This is a genomic window from Streptomyces sp. NPDC050560, from assembly GCF_044457285.1.
Lineage (GTDB): Bacteria > Actinomycetota > Actinomycetes > Streptomycetales > Streptomycetaceae > Streptomyces.
In genome coordinates this window covers 136,267-151,251 of the sequence record NZ_JBITGT010000015.1, presented here as the reverse complement: position 1 = coordinate 151,251, position 14,985 = coordinate 136,267, and the positions used below count along the sequence as shown (strand labels likewise).

Genomic DNA, 14,985 nt, shown 5'->3' with positions numbered 1-14,985 from the left:
GGGCCCCCCCAGGGTTTTTGCGGGGGGGGGGCGCGGGGCCGCGGGGCCGGGCCCGCGGGGGCGCCCCGCCCCGCGGCCGTAGCCTGGGAGGCGATGGACACCCTGACCCGCCTGGCGGGGGAACTCGCCGCGCTGCCGCCCTCCGTGGGTCCCGTGCGCCTCGTCGCGGTCGACGGCCACGCGGGCTCGGGGAAGTCCACCTTCGCCGGGCGGCTCGCCGAGGCGCTCGGCGGCGCCCCCGTCCTGCCCCTCGACTCCCTCGCGTCCCACGCCGAGCCCTTCGGCTGGACGGGACGGCTGCGGCGCCAGGTGCTCGAACCCTTCGAGCGGGGGCGCACCGCGCACTACGCGCCCTACGACTGGATCGAGCGCCGCTACCGCACGCCCCTCCCCCTCCCGGCGGCTCCGGTGGTGCTCGTGGAGGGCGTGGGCGCCGGGCGCCGCGCGCTACGCCCCTCGCTCGCCTGCCAGTTGTGGATGGACGTGCCAGCGGCCGAGGCGTGGCGGTGCGGCCGGCGCCGCGACGGCCCGGCACTCGACGCGTTCTGGGACGGCTGGGAGGCGGCGGAGCGGCGGCACTTCGCCGCGGACCCCTCGCGCCCGTACGCCCGGCTGCTGATCCGCCGTCGGGCGGGCGGCCATGGGGAATCAGGGGGATACGACGTATTTTCCGGACCCGATTTCCCGCCCGCGCACCCCCCGGGAGACACCCAACGCATCACTGAGAGTGAGGTCGAGCGCAAGAGGCGACAAGGGGGCGCGGGCTCGCTCCTGTGAGTGCCCTCCGACCGGCTTGACCCGGGGGGCGTCCAGGTCTTACGTTCTCAGTGCGAGATCCCCAGGGATCTCCAGGACGCGAAGCCCCCGGTTGTTCCCCCGTGATCGGGGGCTTCGTTCTGCCCGTTTGCGCCCGTTTCCCCGGTGCCTTTTATCCGATTCTTATCACGCACCGTAACCGCCGCCGGTCCCCGTGCCGATTTCCCGGGGCCCGTTCGGGGCGTACGGCACCCTACGGCCGGGCATGGTCACGCAGGTACGATGCCTTTCGGCACGGCCGAGGGACGGCCGCCGCTTCCTGGCGGAGCGTCAACTTCCGTCCATGGCACAACGGTTCGGCGCGGACATCGGCGGGCATCGGTCCGCCGGGCACACCACGGGGGCACGGTTTGTGGGGGACGTGATGGACTTCGGCTCGCAGGGCGTACCCGGCCCCGCCGACCTCGCGTGGCTGCGCGGGGTCGACGCCTACACCATGGGGGCCTATCCGCAGGCGGAGGAGGAGTTCAGGACCGCGGTGCGGATGGACCCGGGGATGGCCGACGGCTGGCTCGGGCTGCACGCGCTGCGCGTCGAGACGGCCACCGCGCTGCTGTACATGTTCCGCCACCGCGAGCGCTTCGGCGAGCAGCGCGCCAGACACCGACGTACCCTCAACTCCTGGTACTGGCTGGGCTGGTGGGTCCAGCCGGTGCTCGAAGCGCCGCGCGACCTGCTGCTCGCGCACGCCTCCCACTGGCTCGACGGCCGCCATGTGCCCGAGCTGGACCGGGCGTTGATCGGCCTGCCGCCCGTGGAGGCCGACGGGCAGGTGCGGTTCCTGCACGCCTGCCGCGCCTATCTCGTCAAGGACTGGGAGCAGTTGGTGCGGCACACCGACCCGCTGCTCGACGATCCCATGCTCGGCATCGAGGCGGGCCTCTTCGGCGGCATGGCCCGCGTCAGGCTCGACATGTACGGGCAGGCGGAGCCGCTGCTCTCGGCGGCCCTGATGCGCTGCCGCAGCGAGCAGCCGCAGCGCAAGGAGCTGCGGTACTGGCTCGCGAGGGCGCACGAGGGCACCGGGCGCAGCGCGGCGGCGCTGCCGCTCTACCGGGCGGTGCACCGTGTCGACCCCGCCTTCATGGACACCACGGCGCGTCTTGCCGCGATAGCCGAGGGCGACGGCTACGACGGCGCCGACCTCGCGTCGATCGCCCTCGCCGGGGTCGGCCAGGACCTCGCGGGCGCCACCGACACCACCGAGGTCCCCGACCCGCTGTTCGGCGCGATCGAGGGCCGGGAGCTGTGGCTCGGCGAGCCGGAGCCCCCCGCGGCCGCGCCACCGGAGGAGAGCGGCGAGGTCCGTGAGAAGGCGCAGGTGCCGCCCCCGCCGCCGGTCCCCGCGGAGCTGCCCGCGGGCCCCGCCGACCCCGGGCTGCTCGCCGACGCACTCGCCGAGCTGGAGCGCATGGTGGGCCTCGAACCGGTCAAGCGGCAGGTGCGTGCGCTGTCCGCACAGCTGAACATGGCGCGCCTCAGGGCGGGCCAGGGCCTGCCGGTGCAGCCGCCCAAGCGGCACTTCGTCTTCTCGGGCCCCTCGGGCACCGGCAAGACCACCGTCGCCCGCATCCTGGGCCGGGTCTTCTACGCGCTCGGGCTGCTCGGCGGCGACCACCTGGTGGAGGCGCAGCGCGCCGACCTGGTGGGCGAGTACCTGGGCCAGACCGCGGTCAAGGCCAACGAGCTGATCGACTCGGCCATCGGCGGCGTGCTGTTCGTCGACGAGGCGTACGCCCTCTCCAACACCGGCTACGGCAAGGGCGACGCGTACGGGGACGAGGCGCTCCAGGTGCTGCTGAAGCGCGCCGAGGACAACCGCGACCACCTGGTGGTGATCCTCGCGGGCTACCCCGAGGGCATGGACCGGCTGCTCGCCGCCAACCCCGGGCTCTCCTCGCGCTTCACGACGCGCGTCGACTTCCCCTCGTACCGCCCCCTCGAACTGACCGCCATCGGCGAGGTGCTTGCCGGGGAGAACGGCGACGTGTGGGACGAGGAGGCGCTGGAGGAGCTGCGCTCCATCAGCGGGCACGTCGTGGACCAGGGCTGGATCGACGAGCTGGGCAACGGCCGCTTTCTGCGCACCCTCTACGAGAAGAGCTGCGCCTACCGCGACCTGCGGCTCTCCGGCTACCCCGGCTTCCCGAGCCGCGACGACCTCGCGACCCTGCGGCTGCCCGACCTGATGCAGGCGTACGGAGAAGTGCTCTCCGGGCGCGGGGGGCCGACGGGAGGCTGAAGCGCCCCCGCCCCGGGCGGCCGTCGCGGCGCGCCCGGGGCGGTTCGCCGCTCACCCCGCCATCGCGTCCTCCGGGCGGTCGGGGCGGGGCACCGCGGCGGACGGCGCCTCGTCGCGGTGGGCCGGGTCGCTGACCTCGCCCACCAGCAGCTCCAGCACGTCCTCCAGGGCGACCAGGCCCAGTACCCGCCCCGAGGCGTCGGCGACCTGGGCGAGATGGGTCGCGGCGCGGCGCATCACCGTCAGGGCGTCGTCCAGGGGCAGTTCCGCGGAGAGCGTGGCCATGGGCCGCCAGACGCGCTGCGGCACGGCACGCTCGCCGTCCTCCAGGTCCAGGACGTCCTTGACGTGGAGGTAGCCCATGAACGCGCCGCCCTCGCCGCTCACCGGGAAGCGGGAGTAGCCGGTGCGGGCGCTCAGCTCCACGATGCGGGCCGGGGTGACCGAGGGGTCCACGGTGACCAGCGCGTCCCGGCCCAGCAGCACGTCGGTGACGGGCCTCGAACCGAGTTCGAGCGCGTCCTCAAGGCGCTCCTGCTCCTCGGGGTCGAGAAGACCCGCCTGGCCCGAGTCCTCCACCAGGCGGTTCAACTGCTCGCTGGTGAAGACGGCCTCCACCTCGTCCTTGGGCTCGACCCGGAACAGCCTGAGCACCCCGCGCGCGCAGGCGCCGAGCGCCACCGTGACCGGGCGGCAGACCTTCTCGAAGGCCACGAGCCCGGGGCTCAGCCAGAGCGCGGCGCGCTCGGGGGCGGCCATGGCCAGGTTCTTCGGGACCATCTCGCCGATCACCAGGTGCAGGAAGACCACCAGCACCAGCGCGATGACATAGCCCACCGGGTGGACGAGGCCGTCGGGCAGCCGGACCGCCTCGAACAGCGGTTCCAGTACATGGGCGACGGTCGGCTCGGCGACCGCGCCCAGGGTGAGCGAGCAGACGGTGATGCCGAACTGGGCGGCGGCCATCATCTGCGGCAGGTGTTCGAGGCCGTGCAGCACCTGCCGGGCGCGTGCGGTGCCCAGCGGCTCGATCTGGCTGCGGCGCACGGACACCAGGGAGAACTCGGCGCCGACGAAGAAGCCGTTGACGAGCACCAGCAGGGCGGCGAGGACGAGACGCAGCACGGTCATCGGGCCGCCTCCGCCCGCTGCGGCGCCGCGGCGCCCGCGGCGCCGCCCGGCTGCTCGCCTGACCCGTCGGCCGCTGCCGACCTGACCAGGCGCACCCGCTCGGCGCGGTAGTGCTCGACCCGGCGCACGACGAGCCGCCAGCCGGGCAGCTCGGCGCGGTCCCCCGGGGCCGGGATGCGGCCGAGGAGGTCGGCGACGAGCCCCGCCACGGTCTCGTACGGGCCCTCGGGCGCTTCGAGGCCGATGCGGCGCAGGGTGTCCACCCGGCAGCTCCCGTCGGCCTCCCAGGTCGGGCGGCCGTCCTCGGGCGGCGCGGCGGCCAGCTCGGGCAGGCCGTGCCCGTCGTGCTCGTCGCGGACCTCGCCGACCAGCTCCTCGACGATGTCCTCCAGGGTGACGACGCCCGCCGTGCCGCCGTACTCGTCGACGACGACCGCGATGGGCTGCTCGCTGCGGAGCCTGGTGAGCAGCGGCCGTACCGGAAGGGTCTCGGGGACGAGCAGCGGGGGCTGGGCGATCTCGGCGGCGACCGTACGCAGCCTGCGCTCCCCGGGGACCGCGAGGGCGTCCTTCAGGTAGACCACGCCGACGATCTCGTCGATGCGCTCGCGGTAGACCGGGAAGCGGGAGAGCCCGGTGGCCCTGGTGAGGTTGATCACGTCCTCCGCGGTGGCGGTGGACTGGAGGGCGCTGACCTTCACCCGGGGGGTCATGACGTGCTGGGCGGTCAGTCCGCCGAGCGAGAGGGTGCGGACGAAGAGGTCCGCGGTGTCCTGTTCCAGCGTGCCGGCCTGCGCGGAGTGCCGGGCGAGCGAGACCAGTTCGCCGGGGGTGCGGGCGGACGCCAGCTCGTCCGCGGGCTCCACGCCGAGGGCGCGCACCAGCCGGTTGGCGACGGTGTTCAGCGCGGAGATCACCGGGCTGAACGCTCTCGCGAAGACGTACTGGGGGCCGACCACGAAGCGGGCGACCTGGAGGGGCCTGGAGACGGCCCAGTTCTTCGGGACCAGCTCGCCGATCACCATCTGGGCGGCGGACGCCAGCAGCATGCCGACGACCACGGCGGCCCCGGACGCGGCGCCCTCCGGCAGCCCGGTCGCGGCGGCCGGGCCCTCCAGGAGACCGGCGAGGGCCGGTTCGGCGAGCATGCCGACGACGAGGGAGGTGATGGTGATGCCGAGCTGGGTGCCGGAGAGCTGGAAGGACAGCTCCCGCAGCGCCTTCAGCACGGTGCGGGCGCGGCGGTCGCCGGCCGCCGCGGCCTCCTCGGCGTCGGCGCGCTCCACGGTGACGAGGCCGAACTCGGCCGCCACGAAGAAGCCGTTGGCGAGAATCAGCAGGAAGGCCGCTCCGAGGAGCAGCAGGGGGATGGTCATGCCGCCACCCGGACGTCCTGGCGGAGGCGTTCCGCGGGATGTCGGGGGGTGGCGCGGGTACTACAGGACGAACCGTCCATCGCCGGGGGGTGTCACTCCTCGGTTAGGTGGAAGCCCCCGCGCCGGCCGGCGCCCAAGGGGGCGGAGGCGCACCCGGCGCCTCCACCGTCCAGATTAGTCAAGAGTGCGCCAATGGCGGCAGGGCGGACACCCCGAACCGTCCCCGATCCGCCTCCCGGCGCGCGCCGGGTGACACTGGGCGCACCCGCTCTCACGCCCCGTGGCGGTTTTCGGCCGTCGTGCCGTCCCCTGCCCCCGCCGGGGAGTGCGCCGCCGCGAGGGCGCGCAGGGCCCGGGCGTCGCGCACGGCGCGCTGCCCGGCCAGGCCGGTCTGGATGCCGAGGGCGGGCAGGCTCGTGCCGTCGGACAGGTCCAGGAAGACCCAGGAGTCGCCCGCGCGCAGATTGACCCGGACGATTTCCGGCCAGGCGACCCGTCGGCTGCTGGCGATGTTCACCACGGTGACGCCTTCGGTGTCGGCGCTGATCCGGGGCCTGCTGAGCAGCACGAGCACGGCGAGTATCAGCAGCCCGGAGACCGCGAAGCTGGCCCGCTCCCCCGGCCCGATGCCGGGCAGCAGCGCCCCGATGACGGTGAGGGCGGCGAACACCGCGGCGCCGCCCGCCAGCAGGACCGCGCGGGTGGCGGCGGGCCTGAAGGTGACGGGCAGCTCGGGCGGCGCGGCCGGCGTGGGGGCGGCGGTCACAGGCGGCAGGCGTGGATCGCGGTGGTCAGGATGGCGCGGGCGCCGAGTTCGTACAGGTCGTCCATGATCCGCTGGGCCTCCTTGGTGGGGACCATGGCGCGCACCGCGACCCAGCCCTCGTTGTGCAGCGGGGAGACGGTGGGGGACTCAAGGCCCGGGGTGAGGGCGACGGCGCGCTCCAGGTGCTCGGCGCGGCAGTCGTAGTCCATCATCACGTAGGTGCGGGCCACCAGGACGCCCTGGAGGCGGCGCAGGAACTGCTGGACCTTGGGCTGCTCGGTGTCGGCGCCCGTGCTGCGGACGACGACGGCCTCGGAGCGCATGATGGGCTCGCCGACGACCTCAAGACCGGCGTTGCGCAGCGAGGTGCCGGTTTCGACGACGTCGGCGATGACCTCGGCGACGCCGAGCTGGACGGCGGTCTCGACGGCGCCGTCGAGGTGCACCACGGCGGCGTCGACGCCCTCGTCGGCCAGGTACTTCGCGACGATGCCCTCGTAGGAGGTGGCGATGGTCCTGCCGGAGAGGTCGGCGACGCCGGTGACGGTGCCGGGCCTGGCGGCGAAGTGGAAGGTGGAGCGGGCGAAGCCGAGCGGCAGGATCTCCTCGGCGTCGGCGCCCGAGTCGATCAGCAGGTCGCGTCCGGTGACGCCGATGTCGAGGCGCCCCGAGGAGACGTAGATGGCGATGTCGCGCGGGCGCAGGTAGAAGAACTCGACCTCGTTGACCGGGTCGATGACGACGAGTTCCTTGCTCTCCCTGCGCTGCTGGTACCCGGCCTCATGGAGCATCTCCGCCGCGGGGCCTGACAGGGAACCCTTGTTGGGGACGGCGATGCGCAGCATGGGTCGTCTTCCTTCGTGCGAGGACGGTGCGGGGTGGATTCTGTGGTGCCGGGGGCCCGGGTCAGAGGTGGGCGTAGACGTCGTCGAGGGAGATGCCGCGGGCGACCATCATCACCTGGACGTGGTAGAGGAGCTGGGAGATCTCCTCGGCCGCGGCTGCCTTGCCCTCGTGCTCCGCGGCCATCCAGACCTCGGCGGCCTCCTCGACGACTTTCTTGCCGATGGCGTGCACACCCTTGCCGACGAGTTCCGCGGTGCGGGAGGTGGCGGGGTCGCCGTGGACGGCCTTGTGCTGAAGCTCGGAGAAGAGCTCCTCGAACGTCTTCTTGGACATGATGACGCCACTCTACGCGGCCGGTGCCGCCCCCGGTCGTCAGGTCCGAAGGGCGGAACGCAGCACGGTGGCGGTGGCGACGGCGGCGGTGACGGCCTCGTGGCCCTTGTCCTCGGCGGAGCCTTCGAGCCCGGCGCGGTCGCGGGCCTGCTGCTCGGTGTCGCAGGTGAGGACGCCGAAGCCGACGGGCACCCGGGTCTGCACGGAGACCTGGGTGAGGCCCTGGGTGACGCCCTGGCACACGTAGTCGAAGTGGGGGGTGCCGCCGCGGATGACGACGCCGAGCGCGACGACGGCGTGGTGGGCGGGGGCCAGGGCCGCGGCGGCCACGGGCAGTTCGAAGCAGCCGGGGACCCGCACCACGGTGCGCTCCTCGATGCCGAGCGCGTCGAGGGCGCGCTGGGCGCCTGCGAGGAGCCCCTCCATCACCGGGGCGTGCCACTGGGCGGCGACGACGGCGACGCTGAGGCCGCTCTCCGCGGTGACCTGGATCTCGGGTGCTCCCTTGCCGCTCATGCGCTGCTCCTGGGGTGGGGTGTTCCGTGGTGGGGCGGGGGTGTGCTCGGGCGGCGGGGGTTCACTGGGAGGCGCAGCCGGTGAGCGCGGGGCTGTCGAGCCAGGGCAGGTCGTGGCCCATGCGGTCGCGCTTGGTGCGCAGGTAGCGGAGGTTGTGCTCGCCCGCGCGCACCGGGGCGGGTTCGCGGGCCGTGACCCGGATGCCGTGGGCGGCGAGCGCGGCGGCCTTGTCGGGGTTGTTGGTCAGCAGGCGTACGGAGCGCACCGCGAGGTCGCGCAGGATACGGGCGCCCGCGCCGTAGTCACGGGCGTCGGCGGGCAGTCCGAGTTCGAGGTTGGCGTCGAGGGTGTCGCGGCCGTGCTCCTGGAGTTCGTACGCGCGCAGTTTGGACAGCAGTCCGATGCCGCGGCCCTCGTGGCCGCGCAGGTAGACGACGACGCCGCGGCCCTCGGCGACCACGCGGTCCATGGCGGCGCGCAGTTGCGGGCCGCAGTCGCAGCGCTGGGAGCCGAAGACGTCGCCGGTCAGGCACTCGGAGTGGACCCGCGCGAGGACGTCATCTCCGTCGCCGATGTCGCCGTGGACCAGGGCGATGTGCTCGACGCCGTCCTCGGTGGAGCGGTAGCCGTACGCGGTGAAGTCGCCCGCGGCGGTGGGCAGTCGCACCTCGGCCTCGCGCAGCACGGTGGGCGCCTCGGCGGGCGCGGCCTGCTCGCGCGGCGGGAGGGGCGCCCTGCCCTGGGCGGGGGCGGTGGGCGCGGGGGTGGTCTGCCGGGCGCCGAGGTGGGCGATCAGGGCCGCTATGGAGATGATCGCGAGGCCGTGCCGCCTGGCGAAGGCGAGGAGCTGGGGCAGCCTGAGCATGGTGCCGTCCTCGTCGGCGATCTCCACGATGGCGCCGGCGGGCCGCAGTCCGGCGAGGCGTGCGAGGTCGACGGCGGCCTCGGTGTGGCCCGGCCTGACGAGCACGCCGCCGTCCCTGGCGCGCAGCGGGAAGACATGTCCTGGGCGCACCAGGTCGGCGGGCTGCGCGGTGCCGCCCGCGAGCAGCCGCAGGGTGGTGGCGCGGTCGGCGGCGGAGATGCCGGTGGTGACGCCGTGTTCCGGGGCGGCGTCGACGGAGACGGTGAACGCGGTGCGCATCGCCTCGGTGTTGTCCTCGACCATCTGCGGCAGCCGCAGCCGGTCGAGTTCCGCGCCGGTCATGGGGGCGCAGATCAGGCCGCGGCACTCGGACATCATGAAGGCGACGGTGGCGGGGGTGATCTTCTCGGCGGCGATGACGAGGTCGCCCTCGTTCTCGCGGTCCTCGTCGTCCACGACGACGACGGGCAGGCCCGCCGCGATGTCGGCGACCGCGCGCTCGACGGAATCGAGAGCGGTGCCGCCGGTGCCGCCTCGGCCCTCGGGGCCGGTGGGGCGGGGGGCGGGGGCTGCCGTGACGGAGGGTGTCATGCGGGTGCTCCTTCCAGGGCGGTACGGCCGCTTTGGCGCGAGCGGAGCCACCAGTCGCGCATGCCCCACAGGACGAGGGCGCCGTAGAGGAGGTAGATGAGGCCGGAGAACGCGAGGCCGCTGGTGAAGTTGAGCGGCACCCCGACGGCGTCGACGAGCAGCCAGGCGAACCAGAACTCGACGAGGCCGCGGGCCTGGGCGACCATCGCGACGAGGGTGCCGACGAAGACGTACGCGTCGGGCCAGGGGTTCCAGGACAGCGAGGGGTAGGCGGTGAAGAGGCCGCCGACGGCCGCGGTGCCGACGGCGGCGGCGAGCAGCAGCAGTCCGCGCTCGCGCCAGGTGGCGAAGCCGATGGCGAGGCTGCCGTCGGCGGCGCGGCGGCGGCCGCTTGTCCACTGCCGCCAGCCCCACACGGCGGTGACGATGATGACGAGCTGCTTGCCGACGCTGCCGGACTGGTGCACGGAGACGTTGGCGGCGACCAGCACCACCCCGGAGAGGAGTTGGGCGGGCCAGGTCCACAGGGAGCGCAGCCAGCCGAGCGCGAGCGCGACGAGGCCGACGGTGTTGCCGATCATGTCGGACCAGATGATGTGCTGGCCGAAGGCGGTGAACGCCTCGGAGTTCAGCCAGTGCAGGGGGTTCACCTGGTACTCCCCTCGGGGCGCGGGGCGCCGTCCTGTGCACCCGCTGCGGTGAGGGGGGCGGTGTCCCGGGTGGCGGTGTCCCGGGTGGCGAGGAGGCGTTCGACGTACTTGGCGATGACGTCCACCTCCAGGTTGACCGGGTCGCCCGGCTGTTTGGTGCCGAGGGTGGTGAGCGCCAGGGTGGTGGGGATGAGGCTGACGGTGAAGTAATCGGGCCCGGCGTCGACGACGGTGAGGCTGATGCCGTCGACGGTGATGGAGCCCTTCTCCACGACGTAGCGGGCGGCGGGCACGGGCAGCCCGATCCTGACGATCTCCCAGTGCTCGGAGGTCTTACGCTCCAGGACGGTGCCGACCGAGTCCACGTGGCCCTGGACGATGTGCCCGCCGAGCCGCCCGCCGACGGGGGTGGGGCGCTCCAGGTTGACCGGGGAGCCGACGGCGAGGGCGGCGAGGCTCGACCTGTTCAGGGTCTCGGCCATGACGTCGGCGGTGAACTCGTCGCCCTCGACGTCGACGACGGTGAGGCAGACGCCGTTGACCGCGATGGAGTCGCCGTGCCGCGCGCCCTGGGTGACCAGGGGGCCGCGCAGCCGGTAGCGGGAGGCGTCGCCCAGGGTCTCGACGGCGGTGACCTCGCCCAGTTCTTCGACGATTCCGGTGAACATCAGGCGTTCTCCTTCGCGGGGGCGCATACGGGGACGGTGGCGGTGAGGCGCAGGTCGGGGCCGATGCGTACGGCGTCCGTGAGGTCGAGGCGGAGCGCGTCGGCGAGGGTGGTGACGCCGCTTCCCGCGAGGGCGGCGGGCCCGGCGCCGAGCAGGGCGGGCGCGAGGTAGCCGACGACGCGGTCGACGACGCCCGCCGCGACGAAGGCGCCCGCGAGGGTGGCGCCGCCCTCCAGCAGGACGGAGCGGACGCCGCGGGCGCCGAGCGCGGTGAGCAGGGCGGCGAGGTCGAGGCCGCGGCCCGCCCTGGGCAGCCGGAGTACGTCGGCGCCCGCGGGCGGCCGCGGGCCGTCTTCGGCCACGGCGATCAGGGTCGGGGCGGCGTCGTCGAGGACGCGCGCCCCCGGCCGTACGGAGCTGGCGGCACCGGCGGCGCTGTCGACGATGACGCGCAGCGGCTGCCGGGCGCCTTCGACGCCGCGGACGGCGAGGTGGGGGTCGTCGGCGCGCTGGGTTCCCGCGCCGACGAGGACGGCGTCGCTCTCGGCGCGCAGCCGGTGGACGTCGGCGCGTGCCTCGGCCGAGGTGATCCAGCGGCTGCTGCCGTCGGCGGCGGCGGTGCGGCCGTCGAGGGTGGCCGCGTACTTCCAGGTGACGTGGGGGCGGCCGTGGCGGGCGTGGGTGAGCCAGGCGGCGTTGCCCGCCTCGGCCTCGGCGGCGAGCAGTCCCTGTGCGACGTCGATCCCGGCGGCGCGCAGGGTGGCGGCGCCGCCGGTGGCCTGCGGGCTGGGGTCGGGGACCGCGTACACCACCCGGGCCACACCCGCGGCGATCAGGGCCCGGGCGCAGGGGCCCGTCCTGCCGGTGTGGTTGCAGGGTTCGAGGGTGACGACGGCGGTGCCGCCGCGGGCGGCGTCCCCGGCGGCGCGCAGGGCGTGGACCTCGGCGTGCGGTCCGCCCGCGCGCTGGTGGTGGCCCTCGCCCGCGGTGGCGCCCGTGGCGTCGAGGATGACGCAGCCGACGACGGGGTTGGGGCTGGTGTGGCCGAGGCCGCGGGACGCGAGCGTGATCGCGCGTCGCATCGCGGCTGTTTCGGCTGCGGTGGCCACCGGGTCCTCCTGCCTGCTGGCATGGACTCCGGGGCCTGTCGGAAACGACAGAGGTCACGGACGGCGCTCCCGGGACGGCACCGCCCACGGCGGCCCCACGGGGCCCACTCGTCGGCGGCGTGCTCGGACGCCCACCCGCCGCGCACTGCCTCCCATCCGGACTTTCACCGTCGGTCCAGGAGTTTCACCTGGTCAACCGGCCGCCGGCTGCGGTCGGGTCGCGGACTTTAACCGCCGGTTCGGACTTTCACCGACCCCGGAGTGCGCTGCTTCTGTTACGAGATCAGTGTGCCACGCCCTCCCGCCGGGCGGATGTGGGGTCGCTCACAGCGCGGGCGGGGCCTCTGGCACGCCGGGCGGAGCGTACGGGGCCGTACCCGCGGCGTGCCGCGGTGCGCCGAGTGGTCCCGAGGGCCGGGGCGCGCGGGCGTGCCCGCTACCGGACGGCGCCGCCCATGGACAGCGCGGGGACGGAGCCGAAGAGGTCGTCCTGTGCGGCGTCCCTGGCGGTGAGCAGGGCGCCGCGGAGCACGGCCGAGCCGCCGAGTTCGCCGGATCTGACGTCGGTGGCCAGGGGGGACATGGCGCCGAGCCGCCGGGCGACCCGGGCGGCGAGTTCCGGTCCTCCGGCGAGCCCGGTCTCGCCGCCGAGTACCACGCAGCCGGGGTCGAGCACCGCGGCCACGGCGGCGACGCCGACGGCCAGCCGCTCGGCCAGCGCGTCAAGGAAACGGTCCTCTCCCGCGGCGACGGCCCGCGCGACGACCGCGGCGCCCCGGGGCTCGGGCCCCGGCGGTGGGGTGAGGCCGTGCGCGGCGCCGAGTTCGACGATCGCGGCGGAGGCGGCGAGCGAGTGGAAGCCGCCGTCGCACAGCGTCGCCGGGGGCGCCGCCGCGGTGCCGGGCACCGGCAGGAAGCCGATCTCCCCCGCGCCGCCGGACGCCCCCCTGCGCAGCCGCCCGTCGAGCACGAGCGCGGCGCCGATCCCGTGCCCGAGCCAGAGCAGCACGAAGCTGTCGCGGCCGCGGGCGGCGCCGTCGCGCTGCTCGGCGAGCGCGGCGAGGTTGGTCTCGTTCTCGACGATGATCCGGGCCTGGCCGCGCTGCTGGAGGGCGCCGACCAGGCGCCGGTGCCAGGCGGGCAGCCCGGTGGTGTCGCGCAGCTCCCCGGTGGCGGGGTCGATGAGCCCCGGCGCGCCGATGCCGACGCAGTGCAGCGGCGGCGGCCCCGCCTTGCGTGCGGTGCGCTCCAGCAGCCGTACGGCGCGGTCCACGGCGGGCGCGGTGCCGATCTCGTCGGCCATGGGCACCGACGCCTCGGCGAGGTGGACGCCGAGCAGGTCGGTGACGACCGCGGTGACGCCGGTGGTCCGCACGTCGAGGGCGGCGAGGTGGACGCGGTCCGCGACGATGCCGTACACCTTGGCGTTGGGCCCCCTGCGGGCCGCGCCGCTCTCGCCGACCACGGTGACGAGGCCCGAGTCCTGGAGGCGCTCGACCAGGTCGGCGACGCTCGGCCTGGACAGACCCGTGAGCGTCTTGAGCTGCCCCGCCGTGAGGGGGCCCTCACGTTCCAGCAGGCTCAGCGCGAGGCGGTCGTTGATGACGCGGGCCGTGCTCGGTGATGCGGGCATGCCGGAATCCTCCCAGAGCGGCCCCCGGCCTCCTCGGGGACCTTCCACCCGGCGGCGCGGGGCGGGCTTTTTATCTACTATCTATCAGGCAGGCTTCCTGATAATTTACACCGGACCGCAGACGGGGTGCACGGGGAGGGACGGCGAGGATGAGTGGCGTGTCGGACAGGGGCGGGCCTCCGGACGGTGGGCGGCGCGTGCTGCGGAAGGGGCGGTTCGCGATAGCGGCCGTGTTCTGTGTGCACGGCTCGGTGACGGGCTCGTTCGCGACCCGGGTGCCGTGGATTCAGGACCACGCGGGGGTGAGCGCGGGGCAGCTCGGCCTGGCGCTGGCGTTCGCCGCGCTCGGCGCCGCGCTCGCGATGCCGCTCGCCGGGCGGGTGAGCCACCGCTTCGGCTCGCGCACCGCGCTGCGCGGCCTGATGGCGCTGTGGACGCTGGCGCTCGTACTGCCGTCGCTCGCACCGAACATGCTGACGCTCTGCGCCGGGCTGCTGGTCTACGGCTCGTGCTCGGGCATGGCCGACGTGGCGATGAACGCGCTCGGCGTCGAGACCGAGAACCGCATGGGCAAGTCGATCATGTCGGGGCTGCACGGCATGTGGAGCACGGGGGCGGTGCTCGGCTCCGCGGGCGGCACCCTCGCCACCAACCTCGGCTCGGACGCGCGGCTGCACCACATGCTGGCGGCGGCGGTGCTGACGGTGCTCGGTTTCGTGTGCTGCCACTGGGTGCTCGACGTGCGCCCCGCCGAGGACGAGGAGGCGCCGCCGCGTTTCGCGCTGCCGCCGCGCTCGGCGCTGCTGATCGGTGCCGTCGGCTTCTGCGCGGTGTTCGCGGAGGGCGCCAGCCTCGACTGGTCCGCGGTGTACCTGGGCGATGTGCTGCACGGCTCCGAGACCCTGGCGGCGGCGACCACCACCGGCTTCACGCTGACCATGGCGGTGGCGAGGATCGCGGGCGACGGGGTCGTGGACCGCTTCGGGGCGGTGCGCACGGTGGGGACGGGCGGGGTGCTGGCGACCGCGGGCGGGCTGCTCGTGGTGGTGGCGCCAGGGCCGCCGGTGGCGATGGCCGGGTTCGCGCTGATGGGCCTGGGCATCGCGGTGGTGGTGCCGCTGACGTTCGCGGCGGCGGCCCGCAGCGGGCCCAATCCGAGCCAGGCCATCGCGGGCGTCGCCACCATCACGTACACCTCGGGCCTCGTGGCGCCCTCCGCGATCGGCAATCTCGCCCAGGCGACCAGCCTCGTGGTGTCCTTCGGCCTCGTCACGGTGCTGTCGCTCGGCCTCGTTTTCGGCGCGCGGGTGCTGCGGCAGGCGGGCAGCGCGCACCCCGCGCCCACGGGCGCCGCGGTGCCCGTACGGGCCGACGGCGAGTGACGCCGACCCGGGCGGCGGGGCCGGGCGCGAGGCGCGGGGGCGCGGGGAAGCGGGGCTCGGG

At 74.7% G+C, this 14,985-nt stretch carries 14 protein-coding genes and 1 riboswitch; of the genes, 3 read left to right on the top strand and 11 right to left on the bottom strand.

Going from position 1 to position 14,985, the window contains the following annotated elements; all coding sequences use genetic code 11:
• Positions 1-93 precede the first annotated feature (93 nt).
• A complete protein-coding gene (locus ACIBIW_RS30055) occupies positions 94-777 on the top strand; it encodes a uridine kinase (protein ID WP_399340516.1) in 684 nt (227 codons plus the stop codon).
• Between the two features lie 403 nt (positions 778-1,180).
• Positions 1,181-3,058, top strand: coding sequence for an AAA family ATPase (locus ACIBIW_RS30050; RefSeq protein WP_399340614.1), 1,878 nt, complete (start codon positions 1,181-1,183; stop codon positions 3,056-3,058).
• Positions 3,059-3,109: 51 nt separating this feature from the next.
• Here ACIBIW_RS30050 and ACIBIW_RS30045 read toward each other — a convergent pair whose 3' ends face one another.
• From ACIBIW_RS30045 to ACIBIW_RS29995, 11 genes are all read right to left on the bottom strand, one after another.
• Positions 3,110-4,189 (bottom strand): hemolysin family protein, encoded by a 1,080-nt coding sequence (locus ACIBIW_RS30045; protein ID WP_399340514.1) that lies wholly within the window; start codon positions 4,187-4,189, stop codon positions 3,110-3,112.
• Positions 4,186-5,565, bottom strand: a complete 1,380-nt coding sequence (locus tag ACIBIW_RS30040; RefSeq protein ID WP_399340512.1) for a hemolysin family protein — start codon at positions 5,563-5,565, stop codon at positions 4,186-4,188. Before ACIBIW_RS30040 ends, ACIBIW_RS30045 begins: the two co-directional genes overlap by 4 nt.
• Before the next feature lie 271 nt (positions 5,566-5,836).
• Positions 5,837-6,331 carry a PH domain-containing protein gene (locus ACIBIW_RS30035; protein ID WP_399340510.1) on the bottom strand — a complete coding sequence of 165 codons (495 nt, stop codon included), beginning with the start codon at positions 6,329-6,331 and terminating at the stop codon, positions 5,837-5,839.
• Positions 6,328-7,176 carry an ATP phosphoribosyltransferase gene (gene hisG, locus ACIBIW_RS30030; protein ID WP_399340508.1) on the bottom strand — a complete coding sequence of 283 codons (849 nt, stop codon included), beginning with the start codon at positions 7,174-7,176 and terminating at the stop codon, positions 6,328-6,330. The genes ACIBIW_RS30035 and hisG overlap by 4 nt, the downstream gene beginning before the upstream one ends.
• A 61-nt stretch (positions 7,177-7,237) precedes the next feature.
• Complete coding sequence (locus ACIBIW_RS30025) at positions 7,238-7,510, bottom strand: phosphoribosyl-ATP diphosphatase (protein ID WP_399340506.1); 273 nt, start codon at positions 7,508-7,510, stop codon at positions 7,238-7,240.
• A 39-nt stretch (positions 7,511-7,549) separates the two neighbouring features.
• Positions 7,550-8,026, bottom strand: coding sequence for a 6,7-dimethyl-8-ribityllumazine synthase (gene ribH / locus ACIBIW_RS30020; RefSeq protein WP_399340504.1), 477 nt, complete (start codon positions 8,024-8,026; stop codon positions 7,550-7,552).
• 61 nt (positions 8,027-8,087) lie between these two features.
• Entirely contained in the window at positions 8,088-9,482 is a 1,395-nt protein-coding gene (locus ACIBIW_RS30015) for a bifunctional 3,4-dihydroxy-2-butanone-4-phosphate synthase/GTP cyclohydrolase II (protein WP_399340502.1), read from the bottom strand.
• Positions 9,479-10,132: a nicotinamide riboside transporter PnuC gene (locus tag ACIBIW_RS30010; RefSeq protein WP_399340500.1), complete on the bottom strand. Its 654-nt coding sequence runs from the start codon at positions 10,130-10,132 to the stop codon at positions 9,479-9,481. The genes ACIBIW_RS30015 and ACIBIW_RS30010 overlap by 4 nt, the downstream gene beginning before the upstream one ends.
• Positions 10,129-10,800, bottom strand: a complete 672-nt coding sequence (locus tag ACIBIW_RS30005; RefSeq protein WP_399340498.1) for a riboflavin synthase — start codon at positions 10,798-10,800, stop codon at positions 10,129-10,131. Before ACIBIW_RS30005 ends, ACIBIW_RS30010 begins: the two co-directional genes overlap by 4 nt.
• Entirely contained in the window at positions 10,800-11,909 is a 1,110-nt protein-coding gene (ribD, locus tag ACIBIW_RS30000) for a bifunctional diaminohydroxyphosphoribosylaminopyrimidine deaminase/5-amino-6-(5-phosphoribosylamino)uracil reductase RibD (protein WP_399340496.1), read from the bottom strand. The genes ACIBIW_RS30005 and ribD overlap by 1 nt, the downstream gene beginning before the upstream one ends.
• A gap of 138 nt (positions 11,910-12,047) precedes the next feature.
• Positions 12,048-12,178, bottom strand: a riboswitch (FMN riboswitch).
• A 167-nt stretch (positions 12,179-12,345) separates the two neighbouring features.
• Positions 12,346-13,542 carry an ROK family transcriptional regulator gene (locus tag ACIBIW_RS29995; protein ID WP_399340494.1) on the bottom strand — a complete coding sequence of 399 codons (1,197 nt, stop codon included), beginning with the start codon at positions 13,540-13,542 and terminating at the stop codon, positions 12,346-12,348.
• 149 nt (positions 13,543-13,691) lie between these two features.
• Between ACIBIW_RS29995 and ACIBIW_RS29990 the strand changes: the two genes are divergently transcribed.
• Complete coding sequence (locus ACIBIW_RS29990) at positions 13,692-14,924, top strand: MFS transporter (protein ID WP_399340491.1); 1,233 nt, start codon at positions 13,692-13,694, stop codon at positions 14,922-14,924.
• Positions 14,925-14,985 lie beyond the last annotated feature (61 nt).

What these genes read in the sequence shown, in the direction of transcription:
- ACIBIW_RS30055 (WP_399340516.1), top strand. Translation starts at nt 94, where the DNA reads ATGGACACCCTGACCCGCCTGGCGGGGGAACTCGCCGCGCTGCCGCCC.
- ACIBIW_RS30050 (WP_399340614.1), top strand. Translation starts at nt 1,181, where the DNA reads ATGGACTTCGGCTCGCAGGGCGTACCCGGCCCCGCCGACCTCGCGTGG.
- ACIBIW_RS30045 (WP_399340514.1), bottom strand. Translation starts at nt 4,189, where the DNA reads ATGACCGTGCTGCGTCTCGTCCTCGCCGCCCTGCTGGTGCTCGTCAAC.
- ACIBIW_RS30040 (WP_399340512.1), bottom strand. Translation starts at nt 5,565, where the DNA reads ATGACCATCCCCCTGCTGCTCCTCGGAGCGGCCTTCCTGCTGATTCTC.
- hisG (WP_399340508.1), bottom strand. Translation starts at nt 7,176, where the DNA reads ATGCTGCGCATCGCCGTCCCCAACAAGGGTTCCCTGTCAGGCCCCGCG.
- ACIBIW_RS30025 (WP_399340506.1), bottom strand. Translation starts at nt 7,510, where the DNA reads ATGTCCAAGAAGACGTTCGAGGAGCTCTTCTCCGAGCTTCAGCACAAG.
- ribH (WP_399340504.1), bottom strand. Translation starts at nt 8,026, where the DNA reads ATGAGCGGCAAGGGAGCACCCGAGATCCAGGTCACCGCGGAGAGCGGC.
- ACIBIW_RS30015 (WP_399340502.1), bottom strand. Translation starts at nt 9,482, where the DNA reads ATGACACCCTCCGTCACGGCAGCCCCCGCCCCCCGCCCCACCGGCCCC.
- ACIBIW_RS30005 (WP_399340498.1), bottom strand. Translation starts at nt 10,800, where the DNA reads ATGTTCACCGGAATCGTCGAAGAACTGGGCGAGGTCACCGCCGTCGAG.
- ACIBIW_RS29995 (WP_399340494.1), bottom strand. Translation starts at nt 13,542, where the DNA reads ATGCCCGCATCACCGAGCACGGCCCGCGTCATCAACGACCGCCTCGCG.
- ACIBIW_RS29990 (WP_399340491.1), top strand. Translation starts at nt 13,692, where the DNA reads ATGAGTGGCGTGTCGGACAGGGGCGGGCCTCCGGACGGTGGGCGGCGC.